A 22,346-nucleotide genomic window follows, 5' to 3' on the forward strand; every position below is an offset into this window, starting at 1 on the left:
ACATGCGCAAACGGCAGCGTACCGGGCTCGGACACGGTCTCTTGCGACCAAGGGTGACACGGTACGCTGCCAGCAACTCAAGCCTACCAAAATCAAGCCGATAAAACAGATAAGGGTGACGAAGGAGAGGATGTGTCGATAATGCATTGCGGCGCGGAGCCCCTTCCCGTCCGGATCACATGCCCTGCGAGCCGCGGTTCATGGCGGCAATCCCGGTGCGGCAGACCTCGATCAGCCCGAGTGGCTTCATGATCGAGACGAACTGGTCGACCTTGGCCGACTTGCCGGTAATCTCGAAAATGAAATGCTCGACGGACGCATCCACCACCTTCGCATTGAAGGCGTCGGCAAGGCGCAGCGTTTCCGCACGGGTCTCGCCTCCGCCGGCGACCTTCACCAGTGCCACCTCGCGCTCGACGGGGCGCTCCTGACCGAGATCGCGGGCGCGGACGGAGAGGTCCACCACCCGGTGAACCGGTACGATGCGTTCGAGCTGGGCCTTGATCTGCTCGAGGACCGTGGAGGTGCCGCGCGTCACGATGGTAATGCGCGACAGGTGCGACTCGTGCTCGGTTTCCGAAACGGTGAGGCTTTCGATGTTGTAGCCGCGGCCCGAGAACAGGCCGATGACGCGGGCGAGCACGCCCGGCTCGTTATCGACGAGAACCGAGAGCGTGCGGGATTCGATGGCCTGCTTCTCCTTGGCGATGAAGTAGGCGGAGCCGGTCGGCTGATGCTGTGCGTTCATGATGGTTTCTCCACGTTCCGGCATAGAGCATTTCCGTTTGAAACGGCGTCACGGAAATGCTCTATCCTTTTGTTTTTACGCATTTCCTAACGGAAAACCGCTTCACACTTTTCCTGGAAATGCTCTAGACGAGCTGGCGGCCCTTGGCGTCGATGGCGTTGGCGACGGCATCGTCCGTCGCCTCGTCCGGCAACAGCATGTCGTTATGGGCGCGGCCCGACGGGATCATCGGGAAGCAGTTGGCAAGGTTGGCGACGCGGCAATCGAAGATGACCGGGCGCTTCACGGCGATCATCTCGGCGATCGCGCCGTCGAGATCGCCCGGCTTCTCGCAGCGCAGGCCGACCGCGCCATAGGCTTCCGCCAGCTTCACGAAGTCCGGCATGGCTTCCGTATAGGAGTTGGACAGGCGGTTGCCGTGCAGAAGCTGCTGCCACTGGCGCACCATGCCCATGTACTGGTTGTTCAGGATGAAGATCTTGACCGGCGCGTTGTACTGCACCGCGCAGGACATCTCCTGAATGCACATCTGGATGGAGGCGTCGCCGGCAATGTCGATGACGAGCGCGTCGGGATGGGCGATCTGCACGCCGATGGCGGCCGGAAAGCCATAGCCCATCGTGCCGAGCCCGCCCGAGGTCATCCAGCGGTTCGGCTGTTCGAAGCCGAAATACTGGGCCGCCCACATCTGATGCTGGCCGACTTCCGTGGTGATGTAGGTGTCGTGCCCCTTCGACGCCTCGTAGAGCCGCTGGATGGCATATTGCGGCATGATGACATCGTTGCTCATCGAATAGGCGAGAGAGTTGCGTGCCCGCCAGCGATCGATCGCCTGCCACCAGTCGGCAAGGCGGGCCTTGTCCGGCGCGGTCGGCCGCGCCTTCCACTGCCGCAACATTTCGGCCAGAACCCGATTGATATCGCCGACGACGGGCACGTCGACGCGAACCGTCTTGTTGATCGACGACGGGTCGATGTCGATATGGATTTTCTTCGAACCCGGCGAGAAGGCGTCGAGACGGCCGGTGATGCGGTCGTCGAACCGTGCGCCGATACAGACCATGACGTCGCAATCGTGCATCGCCATGTTGGCCTCGTAGGAACCGTGCATGCCGAGCATGCCGAGCCAGGCCTCGCCGGAAGCGGGATAGGCGCCGAGGCCCATCAGGGTCGAGGTGATCGGAAAGCCGGTCAGCTCGACGAGTTCGCGCAGCAGCGTCGAGGCGTCCGGTCCGGAATTGACGACGCCGCCGCCGGTATAGAAGACCGGCCGGCGCGCATTCGCCATCAGCTCGACGGCCGCGGCGATTGCGCCGACATCGCCATCCATCTTCGGCTGGTAGCTGGTCTGGATCGCATGCTTTTCCGGCGGAACGTAAGTGCCGGTGGCGAACTGGACGTCCTTCGGAATATCGACGACGACCGGCCCCGGACGCCCGGACTGCGCAATGCGGAAGGCCTCGTGGATGATGCGGGCCAGATCGTTGACGTCCTTGACCAGCCAGTTGTGCTTGGTGCATGGGCGCGTGATGCCCACGGTGTCACATTCCTGGAAGGCATCGGAACCGATGAGCGTCGTCGGAACCTGGCCGGAGATGCAGACGAGCGGGATAGAATCCATCAGCGCGTCCTGGAGCGGCGTGACGGCATTCGTCGCCCCCGGACCGGACGTCACCAGCATAACGCCGACCTTGCCCGTGGAGCGGGCGTAGCCTTCGGCGGCGTGGCCTGCACCCTGCTCGTGGCGCACGAGAATGTGCTGGATATCGTCCTGCTGGAAGATTTCGTCGTAGATCGGCAGCACGGCACCGCCCGGATAACCGAAAATATGCTCGACGCCGTTGTCTTTCAGCGCTTGCAGGACGATCTCCGCGCCCGTCATCTGGTTCTCTGTCGCTGTCATTCCTTTGTCCGTCTCTTCTGCAAGGTTGGATCGTTGCGGGCATAAAAAAAGGCCCCTGTGAGGAGCCTCGTCTAGCGCATGGGTGGCTATCGCCGGATGGTTACACCATCCTGCCCATGCGCCGTCCCACTACGATAAGGTTTGCGAATTTTTTCATGGCCGATTTGTTAGACGCAAACACGACATTCGTCAACGCCCACAGCCTGAAAAAGAGGCGGCTGGCGGATAATTTGCCGCCGTTTTCGCCAGAAGGCGCACGCCTGCCTATACGAGTTATTAAATCCGCACGCATAGGATGGAGGCAACCGGCAGAAAAGGCGCGGGCGGCCCAACCTCCCCCGAAGCTCCGATGCCGGCCTCCTGCGACGGAAAGCACCGATTTGTTCACGGACGAGCACAGCATGCCTGAACCCGGCAACGACACGGAACGCCGCGGCGACAAGCCGGGAAACCGCCTGCTGGGGCGGGTCGTCTCGTGCAACGGCGCCCGGGCGACCATCGCCGCCGTGGCCGAAAACGGCGGCACGGACCTCACCGAACTGTGGTCCGTCGGCCGGCTGATCTCGATCAGCGTCGGCGAGAACCGGGTCGTCGCGCTGGCCTTTTCCATGCGCACCCGTTCCAGCGGCTGGACGGAAGCGGTCGACAATCCCTTTGAGATCGAAGTGGAGATTCTGGGAGAAATCCGTCCGGGCGCGGACGGCCGCCCGGAATTCTCGACCGGCATTTCCCGCTACCCCTATCTCGGCGCCATCGCCCACCGCATCCGCGCGGCGGACCTGCGCTGCATCTACGACACGGGCAAGAACGAGAGCTGCGTGGTCGGGCATCTTTCGCAGGACGAGAGCATCGCCGCCACGATCCATGTCCCTTCCATGCTGTCCAAGCATTTCGCGGTCGTCGGCTCCACCGGCGTCGGCAAATCGACCGCCGTCTCGCTGATCCTGCGCAAGGCGATCGAGACCGATCCGAAGCTGCGGGTGCTGATCCTCGATCCGCACAACGAATTCGCCGCCGCCTTCCCCGATCATGCGGTCGTCATCGACACCGACAATCTCGACCTGCCCTTCTGGCTCATGAAGCTCGAGGAATTCACCGAGGTCATCTTCCGCGGCCGGCCCGCTGTTCCCGAGGAAATCGAATTCCTGCGCGATGTGGTGGCCGAGGCCCGCAAAGCCTTCCGCGGCGAATCCAGCTTCATGCGGCGCGCGACGGAAAAGAGCGGCATCACCGCCGACACGCCCGTTCCCTACCGCATCGCCGACCTGCTCGCCCTCATCGACGACCGTATCGGCCGGCTGGAAGGCCGCAACGAAAAGCCGCATCTGCGTTCGCTGAAGGTGCGCATCCTGTCGGTCATCAACGACCCGCGCTACCATTTCATGTTTTCCAACAATACGATCAGCGACACGATCATGGAAACGGTCGCGCATATTTTCCGCATTCCGGGCAACGACAGGCCCATCTGCACGTTCCAGCTCTCCGGCATTCCCTCGGAGGTGGTCAACTCGGTGGCCTCCGTCCTGTGCCGCATGGCCTTCGAACTGGCCCTGTGGTCGAACGGCGCGGTCCATATGCTGGTCGTCTGCGAGGAAGCGCACCGCTACGTGCCGGCCGATCCCCATCTCGGTTTCTTCCCGACGCGTCAGGCCATCGCGCGAATCGCCAAGGAGGGGCGCAAATACGGCGTCTCGCTCGGCGTCATCACCCAGCGCCCGAACGAACTCGACCAGACCATCCTTTCGCAGTGCTCGACGCTGTTCGCCATGCGTCTGGCCAACGAGCACGATCAGGACATCATCCGCTCGGCCATTCCGAACTCGTCGATTTCGACGACGAGCTTCCTGTCCTCCATTGGCAACGGCGAGGCCATCGCCTTCGGCGAGGCCATCGCCATTCCCATGCGCATGCGTTTCGAGCGCGTGCAGGAAAACCGGCTGCCGAAGACGGCGAGCGCCGCCCGCAAGGTGGAGGAAACCGCCGATCAGGTCGATCTGCGCTCGGTCATCAGCCGCATGCGGGCCATGAACACCGAGCCGGACATCAGCGCCTTCAGGGCATCCTACGACAGCTACGCCGCCGAACGCGAAGCCGCCCTCGCCGCCAGCACGGGCCTCGATGCCTGGAATGGCGGACTCCACCGCGAATCCCTCGTCGTCCGGGAAGAGCCACACGATCCGCACCGCCAACCCGCACCGCCGCTCGACCCGTCGACGGATGCCGGTCCGTTCCGCCGCGACAATCGCCTGTCACTGCGGGAAAGTATCCTGAAAAAGCCCCTGAGCAGCCTGCGCGATCCCGACTAAGGCGTCAGGGCCCGTACTCCATCAGAATGGGTGTTCTGCAAGCGGCATTTTGCGTCTGAGTAGGAGGGAAGGTGCAGGAAATGCCGATCATTTTCAAACCTTTCCGACGTCCGCAGGCGCAAAATGCCACTTGCCCAAAGGGTTGGCCGGGATGAGCCGCCTGATTGCAAACAATGCTCGACAAGGCCAAAAGCCTTGCCTTGCGCTTGTTTGCTTCCATCCAATCTCATCCCGGCCAACAGAACACCCATTCTGATGGAGTGTGGGCCCTAGGCGGGCGGCGTCAGGCGCTGCCAGCTTTCGTCCATCTGGTTGCGGAACCACGTCATCTGCCGCTTGGCATATTGCCGGGTGGCCGCCGCCCCGCGCTCCTCCACCTCGGAGCGGCTCATCGAACCGTCCAGCATGGCGGCGATCTCGCGCACGCCGATGGCCTTCATCACCGGCAGGTCGTCCGCAAGCCCGAGCGCAAGCAGGGCCCGGACCTCCTCGACCGCCCCGTGATCGAGCATCAGCCCGAAACGCCGGCCGATCCGCTCATGGAGAACGCCGCGCTCCGGCAGGACCACGAATTTGGCCGCCCGGGCGGGATCGACCAGCACCGGCCCCGCCTTGCCCTGGAACGCGCGGATGGAGCGCCCCGTCGCCTCGATGACCTCGAGCGCGCGCACGATCCTCTGCCCGTCCGCCGGCTGGAGGTCTGCCGCCGTCTCCGCGTCGCGGCGGGCAAGTTCGGCGTGCAGCGCCTCCGCCCCCTCTTCCTTCAGCCGCAGCCGCACCTGGCAGCGGACCGCCTGGTCGATCTCCGGCATATCCGACAGGCCGCCCGTCAGCGCCTTGAAATAGAGCCCGGTGCCGCCGACGAACACGGGCAGCCGGCCATCGGCCCGGAGGACGGCGAGCAGGGCACTGGCGTCGCGCAACCACTCGCCGGTCGAATAGGCGCGCGAGGCCGACACATGCCCGTAAAGACGGTGGGGAGCGGCCGCCTCGTCCTCCAGCGAAGGACGCGCCGTCAGAACCCGCAGCGTGTCGTAGACCTGCATGCTGTCGGCATTGATCACCACGCCGTTGTGGCGCCGCGCGAGATCGAGCGCCAAAGCGGACTTGCCGCTGGCCGTCGGCCCGGTTATCAGAACGGCATCGATATCGTCGTCAAGGTTTATCGTCATGGGCCTAGTTGCCACGCTGATCGCCAATCCGTCAAATCCCGTTCTCGATACGGCCTTCGGCGAGAAGGCCGCCGAAACCGCCGGCTCGACATTGCTCTACTGGCTGGCCGACGGCGTCGCCTGCGACATTCCCTTGCCCGATTTCGGCGATGCCGACGGGACGGAAGCGGCGCTGCGCACGCTGATCGGCTCGAAACCCGTCGACCTCGTCATCCAGCAGGCGGAAACCCGCCGCAAGAAACTGCTGATCGCCGACATGGATTCCACCATGATCGAGCAGGAATGTATAGACGAACTGGCCGCAGAAGCCGGCCTGAAGCAGCAGGTCTCCGAAATCACCGCCCGCGCCATGAACGGCGAAATCGCCTTCGAGCCCGCCCTGCGCGAGCGCGTGGCGCTGCTCAAGGGTCTTCCGGTCTCCGTCATCGGCGATGTCATCGAAAAGCGCATCACGCTCACCCCCGGTGGCCGCGAGCTGATCGCGACGATGAAGGCCCGCGGCCATTACACCGCCCTCGTGTCCGGCGGCTTCACTGCCTTCACCGACCGCGTCGCCCATCTTCTCGGCTTCCATGAAAACCGCGCCAATCTCCTGATCGAGGAAGACGGCCGGCTGGCCGGCACCGTCGCCGATCCGATCCTCGGGCGCGAAGCCAAGGTCGATGCGCTGAACGATATCGCCGCGAAGCTCGGCATCTCGCCGGACGAGGCCATTGCCGTCGGAGACGGGGCCAACGACCTCGGCATGCTGCATCTTGCGGGTTCCGGCGTGGCGCTGCACGCCAAGCCCGCCGTCGCCGCCCAGGCGCGGATCCGCATCGATCACGGCGACCTCACCGCGCTTCTCTACATCCAGGGCTATCGCAAGTCGGATTTCGTTTCGGCATGACGCAGGCCGTCGAACTCCTGCAAACGCAGCGTCTGCGGGTTCGAAACTGGCAGGACGGCGACCGCGCGCTCTTTCGCGAGATCAACGCCGATCCGCAGGTCATGGAATTCTTCCCGCACCGGCGAACGGCGGACGAAGCCGACAGGCTGATGGACGAGGCCAACGCCGCCATCGCAGCCACCGGCTACGGCATCTACGCGCTGGAACGCAAGGACACGGCGGACCCCATCGGCTTCTGCGCGCTGATGCCGGTGAACTTGCCCGGCATTTTCCCCCACGAAGCCGTCGAAATCGGCTGGCGGCTGGCGACGCGCTTCTGGCGGCAGGGCTATGCGTCCGAGGCCGCCCGCGCCCTTCTCGACCACGCCTTCGACGTCCGGCGCCTCGACGCCGTGGTCTCCTTCGCGGTTGCGGCCAATCTCCGCTCCATCGCCGTCATGGAACGTCTCGGCCTCGTGCGCATTCCGGCGCTCGACTTCGATCATCCGCGCGTTCCCGACACCCATCCGCACCTGAAACGCCACCTCGTCTTTGCCGTCACGCGGGATGCGTGGCATGCATCCCGCCAGACACAGCAGAAGACGCTGCCTATTCCATGAGCACGCCGACGAAGCGCAGGTTGCCGTCGGGGCCGGCGATCATCATGTGAGCGCTGCGGCGGCCTTCCTTCTTGAGCGCATCCACCCGGCCGGAAGCATCCGAAGGTGTCGCCATGAACTCCTGCGCGATCTCCACGACCACCTCGCCGACCTTCAGCCCGGCCTTTTCCGCACCGGAACCGGGCGAGACTTCGGTAATGACGAGACCGTCCACACCCTCGCCGATACCGTAGGTCTTGCGGCTGTCGTCGTCGAGATAGGCCAGCGTCATCCCGAGAACGGCCACGCTGTCGGCATTGGCGTCGGCGTCGCTGCCGGCATCCGGGGCGGAAGCCGCGCTGTCGTCGGTCGGAGCGTCGTCGGCCTTGCCGACGCTGGCGGTTTCCTGGTCCTCCAGCCGGCCGAGCGTGATCTGAACGGCCTCTTCCTTGCCGTCGCGCAGGACCCGCGCCTCGACCGGCGCGCCGATCGGGCTTTCGGCGACGATGCGTTGCAGGTCGCGCGTATCGTTCACCGTCTTGCCGTTGAAGGAGACGATCACGTCGCCCGGCTTCATCTCGCCATTGGTGATCGGCCCGCCTTCGATGATGCCGGCGATCATCGCCCCGCCGGCCTTTTCGAGGTTGAGGCTCTTGGCCACCTCGTCCGTCACCGGCTGGATGCGCACACCGAGCCAGCCGCGGCGGGTCTCGCCGAATTCGGAAAGCTGGTTGACGATATTGGCGGCAAGTTCGGTCGGAACCGCGAAGCCGATGCCGATGGAGCCGCCCGACGGCGATATGATCGCGGTGTTGATGCCGATGACCTCGCCGTCCATGTTGAACAGCGGGCCGCCGGAATTGCCCTTGTTGATCGCCGCATCCGTCTGGATGAAGTTGTCATAAGGGCCGGCATTGATGTTGCGCCCGCGCGCCGAGACGATACCCACGGTGACGGAACCGCCGAGGCCGAACGGGTTGCCGATCGCCATCACCCAGTCGCCGATGCGGATCTTGGTGGAATCGCCGAATTTCACCGCCTTGAGCGGCTTGGTGGGCTCCACCTTCAGCACGGAAAGGTCCGTCTTCGGATCGGTGCCGACCAGCGTCGCCGGAAGCGAGGAGCCGTCGGCGAAAATCACCTCGATGGCATCGGCGCCCTCGATGACGTGGTTGTTCGTGACGACGATGCCCTTCTCGTCGATCACGAAGCCGGAGCCGAGGGAATTGACCTTCTGGTTGCCGCCGCGCCGGCCTTCGCCCTTGAAGAAATCCTCGAACAGTTCCTGGAACGGAGAACCGTCCGGCACGGTCGGGGAAGGAGATCCTTCCTCCTCCTGCTGCACCTTCTGCGATGTCGAGATGTTGACGACGGCATCCAGAAGCCCCTCCGCCAGATCGGCCACCGATTCCGGTCCCTGCGCCACGGCCGGGCGGATACCCGCCGCCGGCACGCCGGCAAGAGCGATGGCCAGAACCATCGCGCCCGCAAGAGGTTTCCTCAGGCTCGGAAGATAATACGAAACACCCATAGTCAATCGTTCCTGTCGCTAGCCCCTGCCCGGCTCATCGGCGTAAGGATATGCCGGATCATAGTCGGGCGAAATCATCTTTTCGCGAGCGCGATGCGATCATCCACGCAAAAGCCAGACGAGCCCCACCCCGGCGCCGATGGCGCCGAGCCCGGCAAGACGCAGTTGCCGCTCGGGAATGAGGGGAAGAATGCGTGCCATTTCAACGAGAAATCGAGGGGCCAGCGCGTAGACCAGCCCCTCGATGATCAGGAAGAATGCCAGACCGGTGAAAAAGTCCGACATAAGCTTTTTCAGTTCGACGGCGGCGCGGCAGGAGCGGCAGGAGCGGCGCTCGGGCCGTTGGAATTGCCGAAGTAGCGGAAGAACTGCGAGTCGGGCGACAGCACCAGCGTCGTGTCCGGCGAGGACAGCGAGGCCGAATAGGCGCTCATCGACCGGTAGAACTCGAAGAAGGACGGGTCCCTCTGGAAGGCCTCGCCGAAGATGCGGTTACGGTCGGCATCGCCCTCACCGCGCAGGATTTCGGCGTCACGCTGGGCCCCGGCCACCAGTTCGACGACCTGGCGGTCGGCGACGGCGCGGCGGCGCTGTCCCTCTTCCGTTCCCTGCGCGCGCAGGAACTCGGCTTCGGCCAAGCGCTCGGCGCGCATGCGGTTATAGGTGCGTTCCGAAACCTCGGCGCTCAGATCCGTGCGGCTGATGCGGACATCCTCGAGAGAAAGGCCGAGCGTGTTGGCATCGTTGGCAAGATCGTTGCGGACTTCCGCCATCATCGTGGTACGGGAATCCGCCAGCACGGCGGCGATGCTGCGCAGGCCGTAGACCCGGCGAAGCGACGAGTCGAGACGGGTGCGAAGGCGCATTTCCGCGGTGTTGCGGTCGCCGGAAACCGTTTCGCGGAAACGGCGCGGGTCCGAAATGCGGTAGATGACGAAGGCGTTCACCTCATAGAAGGCGCCGCCGGAATCCTGAACGCGGATATTGTCGAGATCGAAGCGCAGGGCCAGATCCTCGACATACTGAACGCGGTCGGCATCCATGAAGGCGAAGGGCAGCTTGAAATAGAGGCCCGGCTCGCTGTGGACGTTCTGGATCTGGCCGAAGCGGACGACGATCGCCTGCTGGCGTTCGTTCACGACGAAGACCGATGCGTAAACGAGACCGAAAAGAGCGGCGACGACGCCAAGAACGATCATAAGTCTGTTCTGGTTCATGGCGCGGTGCCTCCCTGCTGCGTGGCCGGACGGTTAAGCTCGTTGAGCGGCAGATAGGGCACGACGCCGCTCTGGTTTTCGTCGATGATGACCTTCTTCGAATTCTTCAGCACCGCTTCCATCGTTTCGAGGAAGAGACGCGTGCGGGTCACGTCCGGGGCATTGCGGTACTGTTCGTAGATCGAGACGAAGCGCTGGGCCTCACCTTCGGCTTCCTGCACGACGCGATTCTTGTAGGCGCTCGCTTCTTCGCGAATCTGGGCGGCTTGACCGCGGGCCTGGCCGAGAATCTGGTTGGAGTACTGGTTGGCCTCCTCGACCAGCCGCTGGCGGTCCTGACCGGCGCGCTGAACTTCCTCGAACGCATCGGCCACGTCGCGCGGCGGCGCCACGTCCTCGATGTTGATGCGGTTGATCGCGATACCGGCGCCGTAGAGATCCATCGTCGACTGGAGGATGGTGCGAACCTCCTCCTCGATCGGCTGGCGGTTGTCGCGATAGGCGTCCTGCGCCGGACGACGGCCGACGACTTCGCGCATCGCGCTCTCGGCCACCTGCTGAAGCGTATCGGCCGGATTTTCCACGTTGAACAGATAGGCGGACGGGTCCGTCACGGTATAAAGAACGGAGAACTGCACGTTCACGATGTTCTGGTCGCCGGATAGCATCAGGCCCGTGCCGGAATTGGAGCCGGCCCGGCTACCGATATTCTGCTGCTGCTCGGTGACTTTGACGATCTCGACCTTGTCGACCGGCCAGAGATGGAAATGCAGCCCCGGCATGGACACTTCCTCGCGCGGCTTGCCGAAGCGCAGCTCGACGCCGCGTTCGTCCGGCTGGACCGTGTAGATGGCCTGCGTCAGCCAGAAGATGGCGAAGATTCCCACCACGATCACGGCCATGCCGCCGTTGAAGCCGCCGGGCACGATGTTCTTGAACTGGTCCTGCCCGCGCCTCAGAATATCTTCCAGATCAGGTTGTCCGCCATTGCCGCGCGGCCGGTTCGGCCCGCGTCCCCACGGCCCCTGATTGTTGCCGCCTCCTCCACCGCCGCCGCCACCCCAGGGGCCGCCGCCATTCTGATTGCTCCAGGGCATCGAATCCTCTTTACATCTTGTATTTTTTGGCTCCACGACCGAGAGACCGGCGTGAAATCCGATGGCCCCGTTATAGGGAGGCCAACCCCCGCTTTCAACGCCGATGCACTCGCGCGAAAGTGATTTCAGGTAAAATAGTTGTCAGAGGGGGAAGATAAATCCGAAAAAACCGTCCTCCGGTCACGCGCGGCGGCGATAGAGCCTGTAGACCGTCGCATGGTCGTCGCGTTCGCCGGCCGGAACCTCGACCTCCTCCCCGACCGTCCAGCGCTCCGGCGGGATATCGGGAAAGGTCGTGTCACCCTCCGGTTCCGCCTCGACATGCGTGACGTGCAGCAGGTCGGCCAGCGGCAGGGCCTGGCGGTAGATGTCTCCGCCGCCGAGTACGCAGATCTCGTCGACGCCGCGTTCCTTCGCCAGCCGCGCGGCGATTGCAAGCCCGTCCTCCAGCGAATGCGCGACCGTCACCCCGTCCGGCGCGGCAAAGCCGGCATTGCGCGTGACGACCACATGCGGGCGTCCGGGCAGAAGCTTCGGCAGGGATTCGAGCGTCTTGCGCCCCATCACCACCGGCTTGCCCATCGTGAGAGCCTTGAACCGCCTGAGATCGGACGAAAGCCGCCAGGGCATGTCGCCCTCGCGGCCGATGACACCGTTGCGCGCCTTCGCCACGACGATGACAACCTTCACGCCGTCGATCATCACACGGCCACCGGCGCCTTGATATGCGGATCAGGATCGTAGCCGGACAGGGTGAAATCCTCGAAGCGGAAGGCGAAGATATCCTTCACTTGTGGGTTGACCGTCATGGTCGGCAACGCCTTCGGCTGGCGCGCAAGCTGGGTTTTCACCTGCTCGAAATGATTGTGGTAGATATGCGCGTCGCCGAAGGTGTGCACGAAATCGCCCGGCTCCAGCCCGGTCGCCTGCGCGACCATCAGCGTCAGCAGCGCATAGGAGGCGATATTGAAGGGCACGCCGAGAAAAATGTCGGCAGAGCGCTGATAGAGCTGGCAGGAAAGCCTGCCTTCGGAAACGTAGAACTGGAACAGGCAATGGCAGGGCGGCAGCGCCATCTCGTCGACAAGCGCCGGATTCCAGGCTGAAACGATGTGGCGGCGGGAATTGGGATTCGTCTTCAGCCCCTCGACCAGATGGGCGATCTGGTCGATATGCCCTCCCTCGGGCGTCGGCCAGGAGCGCCACTGATAGCCGTAGACCGGGCCGAGATCGCCTTTGGCGTCGGCCCACTCGTCCCAGATGGAAACGCCGTTTTCCTTCAGCCAGGCGATATTGGTCTCACCCTTCAGGAACCACAGCAGCTCGTAGATGATGGAACGCAGATGCAGCTTCTTCGTCGTCAGAAGCGGAAAGCCTTCCGAAAGATCGAAACGCATCTGATAGCCGAACACCGAGCGCGTGCCGGTGCCGGTGCGGTCGCCCCGGTCGGTGCCGTTCTGCATGACGTGGTCGAGAAGATCGAGATATTGCCGCATGGGTTCCGCCGCCGATTCCTGTCAGGCAGGATACATAACGGGTCACGGCAACGGAACCAAGAAGCCGGTGGATGCTTTTCCGCCTTATCCTCAGAGATCGCCGAGCTTGCCGAGTTCCTTGGCGACGAGATAATAGAAGGTGACACGCGACTTGCTGCGGTCGGCGGCCATGAGGCTGGCGACGGTGGCCACGGCCTTTTCCGCCGGCTCGCCGGTCACGCCCAGCTTCTTGCCAGCCCATTTCTCGACCACGCGGTCGAGTTCCGTCTTGTCGGTCGCCGACACCAGCGCCGAGTCGCGGTTGCGCAGGGCGATCCCGAGATGGCGGACGATCTTCTGGACGGCCGCTTCGTCGGCAGCGGCATCGTACTTTTTCACATCGGCAAGATAATCAGTCATGATGTCCTCTTTTCTGACCGGTCGAGCGCGCAACATCCGCGCTTCCCCCGGTTGAGAACATGAGTCACGGCCTGCCCGCCGTCAAGAACGGGCAATTTCTTTTTACATTCAAAAGCCGCGGCATCTTTTCACGGAGCGAATAACACCCTATATGAAGCGTGCCGGACTTGATCCGGCTATGGCGATAAACGGCCTTTGTAATAAGCCTATTGGACCCGGGGGCGGTACCCGGCGCCTCCACCAGAAACCGGCGGCCTTCTCGATAAAGAAAAAGGCCGGCTTCTGATGGGGGCGAAACAGGATCGACAAGGGTGTAAAGATTGGACTTTCGCTCGGCATGATACCGCCGTTATCGGGTCACTAGAGTAGTTGCAAACGACAACTATGCGGAAGCTCGTCTCGCTGCCTAATGGCGGTGTGACACTTCAAATCAAGTCCTGAGGGGTCGCACTCTCAGGCGGGGTTCGAAGGCACCTGGCAACAGAAGCCTTCACTTTCCCTCTCTTCAATTTCCGCGGACACACGGCTCTGAAACGCAATCCCTTTCTGGATTGTGAACAATCTTGCGCTGGTATCGCATACAATAATCCTACATAGAGAATCCAAAGAACAAGATATTTGACTACAAAATAATATTTTTTATGCACACATTGGTGACATTTTGTTCAAACTATCGCCATCCCTTTGGTCGTCAATCGAAATGATCCGATACACATCATCTGCCGACGGCCCTTCGTTGCGAATTTTCTTCTTTTGAAAACAGGTCTCTAACGAACAAATTACCCTGAAAGCCGTCATCGCACCCGCAATTTCCGGGTGCGGGCCTTCAATCTGGCACGGCACCTGCATCGTCATGGGCAGAAGCCAGAGGGAAGACCATGACGAAAGCCGCCGAAATCGACATAGCCTCCGTCTCCAAGATTTACGGCCAGACAACCGCCGTCCATGCCATCAGCCTGAAGATACCGGCGGGCAGCTATTGCTGCCTGCTCGGCCCGTCGGGCTGCGGCAAGACCTCCACCTTGCGGATGATCGCCGGCCACGAAAGCATTTCGACGGGAGACATCCGCCTCGGCTCCAAGGTCGTCACCGACCTGCCGCCGGCGCGGCGCGGCACCGCCATGATGTTCCAGTCCTATGCGCTGTTTCCCCATCTCGATCTTGTCGAGAATGTCGCCTTCAGCCTGAAGATGAAGGGCGTCGACAAGGAGGAGCGCCGCCGCAAGGCCCTCGACATGCTCCGGCTGATGCAGCTCGAACCCTATGCGCAGCGCCGCCCCGCCCAGCTTTCGGGCGGGCAGCAGCAGCGCGTGGCGCTGGCGCGCGCCCTCATCACCGACCCCGAGGCGCTGCTGCTCGACGAGCCGCTGTCCGCACTCGATCCCTTCCTCAAGATCCGCATGCGCGCCGAACTCAAGAAGCTCCAGACGTCGCTCGGCATCACCTTCGTCCACGTGACCCACAGCCAGGAGGAGGCGATGGCGCTCGCCGATCTCATCGTCGTGATGAACGACGGCAGGATCGAACAGGCCGCAAGCCCCCGCTCCGTCTTCGAGCGTCCCGCGACCGCCTTCGTGGCCCGCTTCATGGGCGATCACAACGTCATTTCCGGCCGAACCGTCGAGACCGACGCCAACGGCATCACCATCGAAGTCAACGGCGGCGGGCGCTTCCAGGCCATCGACGGCAAGGGCGAGGCCGGCGAGCCGGCGGATATCGCGGTGCGCACCGACCGCGTGCGGATCGCCGAGACGTCCGCGCCGGGTCTCGGCTTCACCGGCGTCGTCCAGAACGTCGAATACCGCGGATCGAGCGTGAAGATCGTCGTCAATGGCGCCGGGGTGGAGGATTTCACCCTGACCGTTTCCGACACCGCCTATTTCGAAACGCCCGTCAAGCCGGGCGACGCCATCCCACTTTCCTGGAATGCGGCCGACGCCATCGTGCTCGGCCGCGCGCAGCACTGATCCCACCACATCCACAGTCACCGAACAAGGAGAACTTCGCATGACTGATACTCCGATCAAGAAGACGGGCCTTTCCCGCCGCTCGCTCCTGAAGACCGGCGCTGCGGCGGCCGGCCTTGCCGCCGGCTCCGGCGCCATCACCGGCTTCCCGACCATCTGGGCCCAGAACCCGATCACGCTCCGCCAGTTCGGCACCGGCGTTTCGAACATCAACGCCATCGCCCAGAAGTGCAAGGAAGACCTCGGCATCACGCTCGAAATGACGGCGACCGACAGCGATGCCGCCGCCCAGCGCGCCGTCACGCAGCCGAACTCCTACGACATCGCCGACATCGAGTACTGGATCCTGAAGAAGGTCTTCGCCGCCGGCGTCATCCAGCCGATGGATACGACGAAGCTGACGCACTACGACAAGATCGTGCCGCTGTTCAAGAACGGCAAGCTGACGCCGGACAGCGTCATCGCCCAGGGCACCGCCCCGCACACGGTCGGCTTCGTCGAAAAGCCAGGCGACAAGACCTTCGCCACGGAAGAGACCCAGTGGTTCACGATGGTTCCCACCATCTACAACGCCGACACGCTCGGCATCCGTCCGGACCTCGTGGGCCGCGAGATCACCACCTGGGCCGATATTCTCGACCCGGCCTTCAAGGGCAAGACCTCGATCCTCAACATCCCCTCCATCGGCATCATGGACGCCGCGATGATCATGGAGGCCGCCGGCAACATCGAGTACGGCGACAAGGGCAACATGACTCAGGAGGAGATCGACAAGACGATCGACTTCCTGATCGAAACCAAGAAGGCCGGCCAGTTCCGCGCCTTCTGGAAGAGCTTCGACGAGAGCGTCAACCTGATGGCCTCGGGCGAGGTCGTGATCCAGTCCATGTGGTCGCCGGCCGTCGCCGCCGTCCGTTCGAAGGGCATCGCCTGCAAGTACCAGCCGCTCAAGGAAGGCTACCGCTCGTGGGGCGGCGGCCTCGGCCTCGCCGCGCATCTGTCGGGCGCCAAGCTCGATGCGGCCTATGAATACATCAACTGGTACACGTCCGGCTGGGTCGGCGCCTACCTGAACCGCCAGGGCTACTATTCCGCCGCGATGGATACCGCGAAGGAATACATGACCGCCGACGAATGGGGCTACTGGATCGAGGGCAAGCCGGCCCAGGGCGATATCGTCTCGCCGGAAGGCCAGGTGATGGAAAAGGCCGGCGCCGTGCGCGACGGCGGCTCCTTCATCGAGCGCATGGGCAAGGTCGCCTGCTGGAACTCGGTGATGGACGAGGACCGCTACATGGTCCGCCGCTGGAACGAGTTCATCGCCGCGTAAACAGCCCCCGCCGGCAGTCGACCGTACGGCCTGCCGGCCTCTCCCCACAAGGGGGAAGAAGATATGCCGCGCCGGTTTCCCGACCGCCGGCCCGGCGAGGAGCAAGAAGCCCCTCCCTTTCATGGGGGGCGGGGCGGTGTATTGACAAACCCTCTCCCTCGTCACCCTCGGGCTTGAGCCCCAAGGGTCCATGCCGCAAGCGCCGCGGTGGATGGTCGGGTCAAGCCCGACCATGACGAAAGAGAGCGACGAGCCGTTTGTCAGCAGTCTGGCCGCACCCCCTATGCGGGGATGGGTCTTTTCGCAGCCGCAGACAAGGAGCCGAACGAAATGCCGATGGTCGTCCCCCAGCCGAAAACGGCAGCGGTCGAAGTGCCCGAAAAACCGCCGCTGCGCTTGCCGCCCATGCTGATCTCATGGCTCCAGGCCACGCCGCTTGCGCTCATTCTGGGAGCGTTCCTGGCGCTTCCCATCCTGATGATCGCGGTCGTCAGCTTCTGGGACTACGATTTCGCCCAGATGTATCCGGACTTCGTGACGTTCAACTATGCCGAAACGCTCGGTTCCTGGGTCACGTGGAGGACCTACCTTAACACGTTGAAATATACGTTCCTCGTCTGGGCGCTCACCCTGTTCATCGGCTTCTGGGTGGCCTATTTCCTGGCCTTCCACATCCGCACCAGCACCATGCAGATGGTTCTCTTTCTCGTCTGCACCGTGCCGTTCCTGACCTCGAACATCATCCGCATGATCTCGTGGATACCGGTGCTCGGCCGCAACGGTCTCGTCAATTCCGTGCTGGTGGAGGCGGGCATCGTCTCGGTGCCCATCGAGTGGCTGCTCTATTCCGATTTCGCGGTGGTGCTGGCGATGGTCCACCTCTACACGCTGTTCATGGTGACGCCGATCTTCAACACCATGATGCGCATCGACCGCTCGCTGGTCGAGGCCGCCCGCGATGCCGGAGCAAGCGGCTGGCAGATTCTGACCAACGTCATCATTCCGCTTTCGAAGCCCGGCATGGCCATCGGCTCCATCTTTGTCGTCACACTCGTCATGGCGGACTTCTCCACCGTGCAGGTCATGTCCGGCGGCCAGAGCGCATCCGTGGCGCTGATGATGAAGAACCAGATGTCGCTGCTGCAATATCCCGCCGCGGCCGCAAACGCCGTCGTGCTGCTCGCCCTCGTTCTCCTGATGGTGGCGGGCATCCTGCGCGTCGTCGACATCCGCAAGGAGCTGTGACCATGAACCACGAAACGCGCACCTGGGAATTCTATATCCTCGCCTTTTTCTTCGCGGTCTTCGTGCTGTTCCTCTACGGTCCCCTCTCCGCGATCCTCATCCTCGCCTTCCAGGGACCGAACGGCGGCCTCACCTTCCCGCTGAACGGCGTCTCGTTGCACTGGTTCTTCAACCTGTTCGAACAGCAGGCGGTGGGCGATTTCGGCGGCTCCTTCCGCCGCTCCTTCATGCTCGGCCTGATGGTCATGGCGGTGACGGTCGTCGTTTCGCTGCTGGCGGGCCTCGCCTTTCGCCGCAAGTTCCCGGGCGGGACGCCGCTGTTCTACCTCGTCGTCGCCAGCCTCGTGGTGCCGTCGATCATCATCTCGCTCGGCATCGGCGTCATCTTCAGCCAGGCGGGCCTCCAGCCGGCATGGTATTCCTCGGCCTTCGGCGCCCACCTGACCTGGACACTTCCCTTCGGCGTGCTCATCATGTTCGCCGTGTTCAACCGCTTCTCGCCATCCTACGAGGAAGCCGCCCGCGACCTTGGCGCGAATTCCTGGCAGACCTTCAGCCATGTCGTCCTGCCGATGATCCTGCCAAGTCTCGTCGGCGTCGGCCTGTTCGGCTTCACGCTCTCCTACGACGAATTCGCGCGTACGTTGATGACCTCCGGGACTTACAATACCCTGCCGCTTGAGATATATGGCATGACCACCAACGTAACGACGCCGGTGCTCTACGCTCTCGGCGCGGTCACAACCTTCTTCTCCTTCCTCGTGATCGCCTGCACGCTTGGCATCATCGTCGCGATCAATCGCCGTCGCGCGCGCGGTTAGCGCCACGCTGGAAAAGCGCCGCGCGATCCCGGACGGAAATGCTCCGGCGACATGCCGGGGACGCCATCGAACGTTCAACCTGCCCGCGAACCCTTCAAACCACCTCCGGTCTGAAGGGTTCGCGTGCCAAAGCAGACCTGAAAATCCATGCAGATACTCGTCGTCAATCCCAACACCACGCAAACCATGACGGCCACCATCGCCGCCGCGGCGAAAGGCGTGGCGGCGGCGTCCACCGAGATCGTCGCCGTCACCTCCCCGATGGGCCCTGCCTCCATCGAGGGCTACTACGACGAGGCGCTGGCCGTTCCCGGCCTGCTGATCGAAATCGCCAGGGGCGAAAAGGCGGGCGCGCAGGCGGCGGTCATCGCCTGCTTCGACGATACCGGCCTCGATGCCGCCCGGGCGCTGGCCGGCATTCCCGTGCTGGGAATTTGCGAAGCCGCGCTTGCCACCACCGCCTTCGTCGCCCGCCGCTTCGCCGTGGTGACAACGATGGAGCGCTCGCGCCTGCCCGTGGAGGCGCTGGTCGAGCGCTACGGCATGAAGGACCGCTGCAACGTGCGCGCCGCCGATATTCCCGTGCTTTCGCTGGAAGACCCGGCCTCCAACGCCCGCGAACGGCTGCGGGCCGAAATCGCCGCGGCGCTGGCGCAGGACAGGGCCGAGGCCATCGTGCTCGGCTGTGCCGGCATGGCAGACCTCGCCGCCGAGCTGACCCATGAATTCGGCTGCCCCGTCGTCGACGGCGTTTCCGCCGCCGTCAAGCAGGCCGAAGCGCTGATCGCGCTGAACCTTTCCACCGCCAAACGCGGTGCCTATGCGCGGCCAGTCGACAAGACCTACACGGGGCTTCTCTCCGCCTTCGCACCGCAGGAGCTGCTCGGCAATGGCTGATTCGTCCCCCCTCATCCGCCCGATGAGCCTCTCCGAAGTGGAAACCCTCGTGGAATGGGCCGGCGACGAGGGGTGGAATCCGGGCTTCGCCGACGCCGAGGCCTTCCATGCGGCCGACCCGGAAGGCTTCATCGGCTGTTTCGTGGACGGGCGGCTGGCCGCAGCCATCGCCGCCACCGCCTATGGCCGGGAATTCGGCTTCATCGGCCTTTACATCAGCCACCCCGCCTTTCGCGGCAAGGGATATGGCAAGCGCGTGTGGGATGCGGGCATGGAGCGCCTGTCCGGCCTGAGCGTCGGTCTCGACGGCGTGCCGGCGCAGCAGGAGAACTACCGCAAATCCGGCTTCGTGGAACAATACCGCACCTGGCGGTGGAGCGGCCATTTCATCGGCAAATACGAGGCAAGGGACGACATCGTGCCGATCGCCCCCGGCCAGCTCGCGGATCTGAACGAATATGACAGGCGCTTCTTTCCGGCCGCCCGCCCCGCTTTCCTGCAAGCCTGGACAAGCGCGCCGCGCCTGTCGCTCGCCATTGTGACGGACGGCAGGATCCGGGGCTACGGCACGCTGAGGCAATGTCGCGACGGCTGCAAGATCGGACCGCTCTTCGTCGACGACGATGCGGATTCGCAGCAGCTTTTCGCCGCGCTCGCCTCGCGCAGCGGCGGGCAGATGCTTCATATCGACGTTCCGGAAACGAACACGGACTTTTCCGCCTTTCTGGCTGAAACGGGCTTCGAAAAGGGTTTCGTCACCGCCCGGATGGTGCGCGGCCCCGCCCCGCAGGCCCCCTGGCGCACGCCCGCCGGCATCACGACGCTCGAACTTGGATAGAGCCGCTTTCCATCAAACTCCGACAGATGTATGAATAGAATAAGTGATTTGAGCGTCGCGGTGGACTTTCCCCATGCCGACGCCCATGTCATAAGCGGCACCGAACATCTGTTAACCAAGAAGAGAGACAGGAGCGCATGGGGCAGGATCACATCCGATACGACATTCTGGCACAGGACGCATTGCGTGGAGTCATCCGCAAGGTTCTGACCGAAGTCGCCGCCACGGGCCGCCTGCCCGGCGACCACCATTTCTTCGTGACATTCCTGACGGGAGCGCCGGGCGTTCGCATTTCGCAGCACCTGAAGGCAAAATATCCCGAGCAGATGACGATCGTCATCCAGCACCAGTTCTGGGACCTGAAGATCAGCGACACCCAATTCGAGATCGGCCTCTCCTTCTCGGATACGCCCGAGCGGCTCACGGTGCCCTTCGCCGCCATCCGCGGCTTCTATGATCCGTCCGTGAATTTCGAACTCGAATTCGACGTGCCTCTCGTAGCCGAGGATGCCGGCGAGGAAGAGGGCGAAGCGGAAATCGCCACCTACACGCCGCCGCCCGCCGCCGCCGAAACGGCCGAGGCCGACAGCGAGCCCAAGGAAGGCGAGAAGAAGGAGGCATCGGTGGTCTCGCTCGATGCCTTCCGCAAGAAGCAGTAGTCAGGTCGGGGCGGCGCGGATGCCGCCCTTTTCGTTTCGGAGACAAGCCATGAGCGCCGATGTCGTCAATTTGCGCCAGTTCAGGAAGCGGAACGCCCGCGCCGAAAAGGAAAGGCAGGCGGAGGAAAATCGCGCCAGTTTCGGACGCACCAAGGCGGAAAAGCAGCTTGCCCATGCCCTGAGCGAACAGGAAGCGCGCAAGCTGGACGCCGGCCGCATCGAACGCAAGGACGGCGACGACTAACGGACTGCGAGACAAAACGAATCCGCAAACAACGGCTTGCGGCGAAAAGCTGAATCGATCCGCGAGCCCGTTCAGGTAATATCCGAAGCACCCCGGACGCCGACAGGACGACGGGATTTCACCGGAAGAACGGAACCGCTCCAGGATGATCCGCAAGCATTCCATTACCCTGCACGGCCACCGCACCAGCCTTTCCCTCGAAGACGCCTTCTGGGCCGAACTCAAGGCCATCGCCGAGGCGCGCGATTTATCGGTCGCCGCCCTCATCGCCGAAATCGACGATGCCCGGGAGCCGGACAGCAATCTCTCCTCGGCGCTGCGCATCTACGTCCTGAACTGGCTGAAAACGCGCTGACCCCCGCCATGCGGGCCGGCAGCCGGCAATCCTTCGTTTACCAATCGGCGTTATTTTCACCAGCATTGTAAGTGGGAAATCACCCCATTTAATTCGACGCTACTGCGTGATGCCATCCGAAGTTTCAAGGACCGGGATCAGGCAGCAGATTTAAAACGTTGCCGCATCCCTTACGCATCACGAAAGGCGCGTTCGGCAACGCCGTCCGAATGACCGCATGAAGCGGTGTACCCAAACTTCGGCGAGACTTTCCATGACAAGCATTTCTTCCGTTTCGAGCGCCGCAACGACGCTCCTCACTTCTTCTTCCTCCACCACATCCAGCTCCGTTTCGGAACTGCAAGCCCAGATCGCCGCCAAACAGGCAGCCCTCGGCTCCGCCCAGACCGACGAGGAGACGGCGGAAATCGAAGACGAGATCGCCGGGCTGAAGGCCGACCTCGCCAAGGCGCAGGCCGCGGAAAAGCAGACGGCCCAGTCGTCCTCCGGTTCGAAAAGCACCTCCTCCCTGTCTGCCGCCACGCCGCTTTCCGGCGAAAGCGAGCGGATCGGCACGTCGAACTTCACCGAGGATACGCCGTTCGGAGACCGCACCGCCTGGGTCTGAGGCACGGGCGAGGCCGCGGAAAGCGGGCCGGAACGGCAGCCGTTCAC

23 protein-coding genes and 1 other RNA gene are annotated in these 22,346 nt (G+C 63.4%); 14 read left to right on the plus strand and 10 right to left on the minus strand.

The genetic code is table 11. The annotated features are described in order from the left end of the window. Positions 1-175 precede the first annotated feature (175 nt). Together ilvN and NOF55_RS04750 are read right to left on the minus strand one after the other, a co-directional pair. Positions 176-748, minus strand: a complete 573-nt coding sequence (ilvN, locus tag NOF55_RS04745) for an acetolactate synthase small subunit (RefSeq protein ID WP_306410200.1) — start codon at positions 746-748, stop codon at positions 176-178. Between the two features lie 124 nt (positions 749-872). Next, a complete protein-coding gene (locus tag NOF55_RS04750) occupies positions 873-2,630 on the minus strand; it encodes an acetolactate synthase 3 large subunit (RefSeq protein WP_370868948.1) in 1,758 nt (585 codons plus the stop codon). A 422-nt stretch (positions 2,631-3,052) separates the two neighbouring features. Between NOF55_RS04750 and NOF55_RS04755 the strand changes: the two genes are divergently transcribed. After that, entirely contained in the window at positions 3,053-4,957 is a 1,905-nt protein-coding gene (locus NOF55_RS04755) for an ATP-binding protein (protein ID WP_306410202.1), read from the plus strand. Between the two features lie 269 nt (positions 4,958-5,226). Here the strand turns inward: NOF55_RS04755 and miaA are convergent, their stop codons facing one another. Further along, a complete protein-coding gene (miaA, locus tag NOF55_RS04760; protein WP_306410203.1) occupies positions 5,227-6,129 on the minus strand; it encodes a tRNA (adenosine(37)-N6)-dimethylallyltransferase MiaA in 903 nt (300 codons plus the stop codon). Here miaA and serB point away from each other — a divergent pair. Then, complete coding sequence (gene serB, locus NOF55_RS04765; RefSeq protein ID WP_306410204.1) at positions 6,128-7,018, plus strand: phosphoserine phosphatase SerB; 891 nt, start codon at positions 6,128-6,130, stop codon at positions 7,016-7,018. The genes miaA and serB overlap by 2 nt on opposite strands. After that, positions 7,015-7,617: a GNAT family N-acetyltransferase gene (locus tag NOF55_RS04770; protein ID WP_306410205.1), complete on the plus strand. Its 603-nt coding sequence runs from the start codon at positions 7,015-7,017 to the stop codon at positions 7,615-7,617. The genes serB and NOF55_RS04770 overlap by 4 nt, the downstream gene beginning before the upstream one ends. Here the strand turns inward: NOF55_RS04770 and NOF55_RS04775 are convergent. The 7 genes from NOF55_RS04775 to NOF55_RS04805 all read right to left on the minus strand — a co-directional run bounded on the left by NOF55_RS04775 (position 7,607) and on the right by NOF55_RS04805 (position 13,336). Beyond that, positions 7,607-9,127 carry a Do family serine endopeptidase gene (locus NOF55_RS04775; RefSeq protein ID WP_306410206.1) on the minus strand — a complete coding sequence of 507 codons (1,521 nt, stop codon included), beginning with the start codon at positions 9,125-9,127 and terminating at the stop codon, positions 7,607-7,609. The two genes, NOF55_RS04770 and NOF55_RS04775, sit on opposite strands and share 11 nt — an antisense overlap. A 99-nt stretch (positions 9,128-9,226) precedes the next feature. Continuing rightward, positions 9,227-9,412 (minus strand): DUF2065 domain-containing protein, encoded by a 186-nt coding sequence (locus tag NOF55_RS04780; protein WP_306410207.1) that lies wholly within the window; start codon positions 9,410-9,412, stop codon positions 9,227-9,229. An 8-nt stretch (positions 9,413-9,420) separates the two neighbouring features. Continuing rightward, the gene (gene hflC, locus NOF55_RS04785; RefSeq protein ID WP_306410208.1) at positions 9,421-10,344 is read right to left on the minus strand and encodes a protease modulator HflC; all 924 of its coding nucleotides are present in this window, start codon (positions 10,342-10,344) and stop codon (positions 9,421-9,423) included. Beyond that, on the minus strand, positions 10,341-11,441 hold the full coding sequence (hflK, locus tag NOF55_RS04790) for an FtsH protease activity modulator HflK (RefSeq protein WP_306410209.1): 1,101 nt from the start codon (positions 11,439-11,441) through the stop codon (positions 10,341-10,343). The genes hflC and hflK overlap by 4 nt, the downstream gene beginning before the upstream one ends. Before the next feature lie 180 nt (positions 11,442-11,621). Then, entirely contained in the window at positions 11,622-12,143 is a 522-nt protein-coding gene (locus NOF55_RS04795) for a dihydrofolate reductase (RefSeq protein WP_306410210.1), read from the minus strand. After that, a complete protein-coding gene (locus NOF55_RS04800; protein WP_306410211.1) occupies positions 12,143-12,937 on the minus strand; it encodes a thymidylate synthase in 795 nt (264 codons plus the stop codon). The genes NOF55_RS04795 and NOF55_RS04800 overlap by 1 nt, the downstream gene beginning before the upstream one ends. A 90-nt stretch (positions 12,938-13,027) precedes the next feature. Continuing rightward, on the minus strand, positions 13,028-13,336 hold the full coding sequence (locus NOF55_RS04805; RefSeq protein ID WP_306410212.1) for a DUF2853 family protein: 309 nt from the start codon (positions 13,334-13,336) through the stop codon (positions 13,028-13,030). A gap of 121 nt (positions 13,337-13,457) precedes the next feature. Here NOF55_RS04805 and ssrA point away from each other — a divergent pair. From ssrA to NOF55_RS04860, 11 genes are all read left to right on the plus strand, one after another. Next, positions 13,458-13,831: a transfer-messenger RNA gene (gene ssrA / locus NOF55_RS04810) on the plus strand. Between the two features lie 383 nt (positions 13,832-14,214). Beyond that, a complete protein-coding gene (locus tag NOF55_RS04815; RefSeq protein WP_306410213.1) occupies positions 14,215-15,303 on the plus strand; it encodes an ABC transporter ATP-binding protein in 1,089 nt (362 codons plus the stop codon). A 40-nt stretch (positions 15,304-15,343) separates the two neighbouring features. Beyond that, positions 15,344-16,633 (plus strand): ABC transporter substrate-binding protein, encoded by a 1,290-nt coding sequence (locus NOF55_RS04820; protein WP_306410214.1) that lies wholly within the window; start codon positions 15,344-15,346, stop codon positions 16,631-16,633. Between the two features lie 336 nt (positions 16,634-16,969). Next, positions 16,970-17,878 (plus strand): ABC transporter permease, encoded by a 909-nt coding sequence (locus NOF55_RS04825; protein ID WP_370868949.1) that lies wholly within the window; start codon positions 16,970-16,972, stop codon positions 17,876-17,878. A 2-nt stretch (positions 17,879-17,880) separates the two neighbouring features. After that, entirely contained in the window at positions 17,881-18,699 is an 819-nt protein-coding gene (locus tag NOF55_RS04830; RefSeq protein WP_306410216.1) for an ABC transporter permease, read from the plus strand. Positions 18,700-18,846: 147 nt separating this feature from the next. Continuing rightward, a complete protein-coding gene (locus NOF55_RS04835; RefSeq protein ID WP_306410217.1) occupies positions 18,847-19,596 on the plus strand; it encodes an aspartate/glutamate racemase family protein in 750 nt (249 codons plus the stop codon). Beyond that, entirely contained in the window at positions 19,589-20,434 is an 846-nt protein-coding gene (locus NOF55_RS04840; protein WP_306410218.1) for a GNAT family N-acetyltransferase, read from the plus strand. Before NOF55_RS04835 ends, NOF55_RS04840 begins: the two co-directional genes overlap by 8 nt. A 137-nt stretch (positions 20,435-20,571) precedes the next feature. Then, complete coding sequence (locus NOF55_RS04845; protein WP_306410219.1) at positions 20,572-21,093, plus strand: SspB family protein; 522 nt, start codon at positions 20,572-20,574, stop codon at positions 21,091-21,093. Between the two features lie 49 nt (positions 21,094-21,142). Beyond that, positions 21,143-21,337: a DUF4169 family protein gene (locus tag NOF55_RS04850; RefSeq protein ID WP_306410220.1), complete on the plus strand. Its 195-nt coding sequence runs from the start codon at positions 21,143-21,145 to the stop codon at positions 21,335-21,337. Positions 21,338-21,482: 145 nt separating this feature from the next. Continuing rightward, the gene (locus NOF55_RS04855) at positions 21,483-21,692 is read left to right on the plus strand and encodes a ribbon-helix-helix domain-containing protein (protein ID WP_306410221.1); all 210 of its coding nucleotides are present in this window, start codon (positions 21,483-21,485) and stop codon (positions 21,690-21,692) included. A gap of 253 nt (positions 21,693-21,945) precedes the next feature. Then, on the plus strand, positions 21,946-22,299 hold the full coding sequence (locus NOF55_RS04860; protein WP_306410222.1) for a hypothetical protein: 354 nt from the start codon (positions 21,946-21,948) through the stop codon (positions 22,297-22,299). Positions 22,300-22,346 lie beyond the last annotated feature (47 nt).

Origin of the sequence: Ectorhizobium quercum (assembly GCF_026552795.1) — a bacterium.
Classification (GTDB): Bacteria; Pseudomonadota; Alphaproteobacteria; order Rhizobiales; family Rhizobiaceae; genus Ectorhizobium; species Ectorhizobium quercum.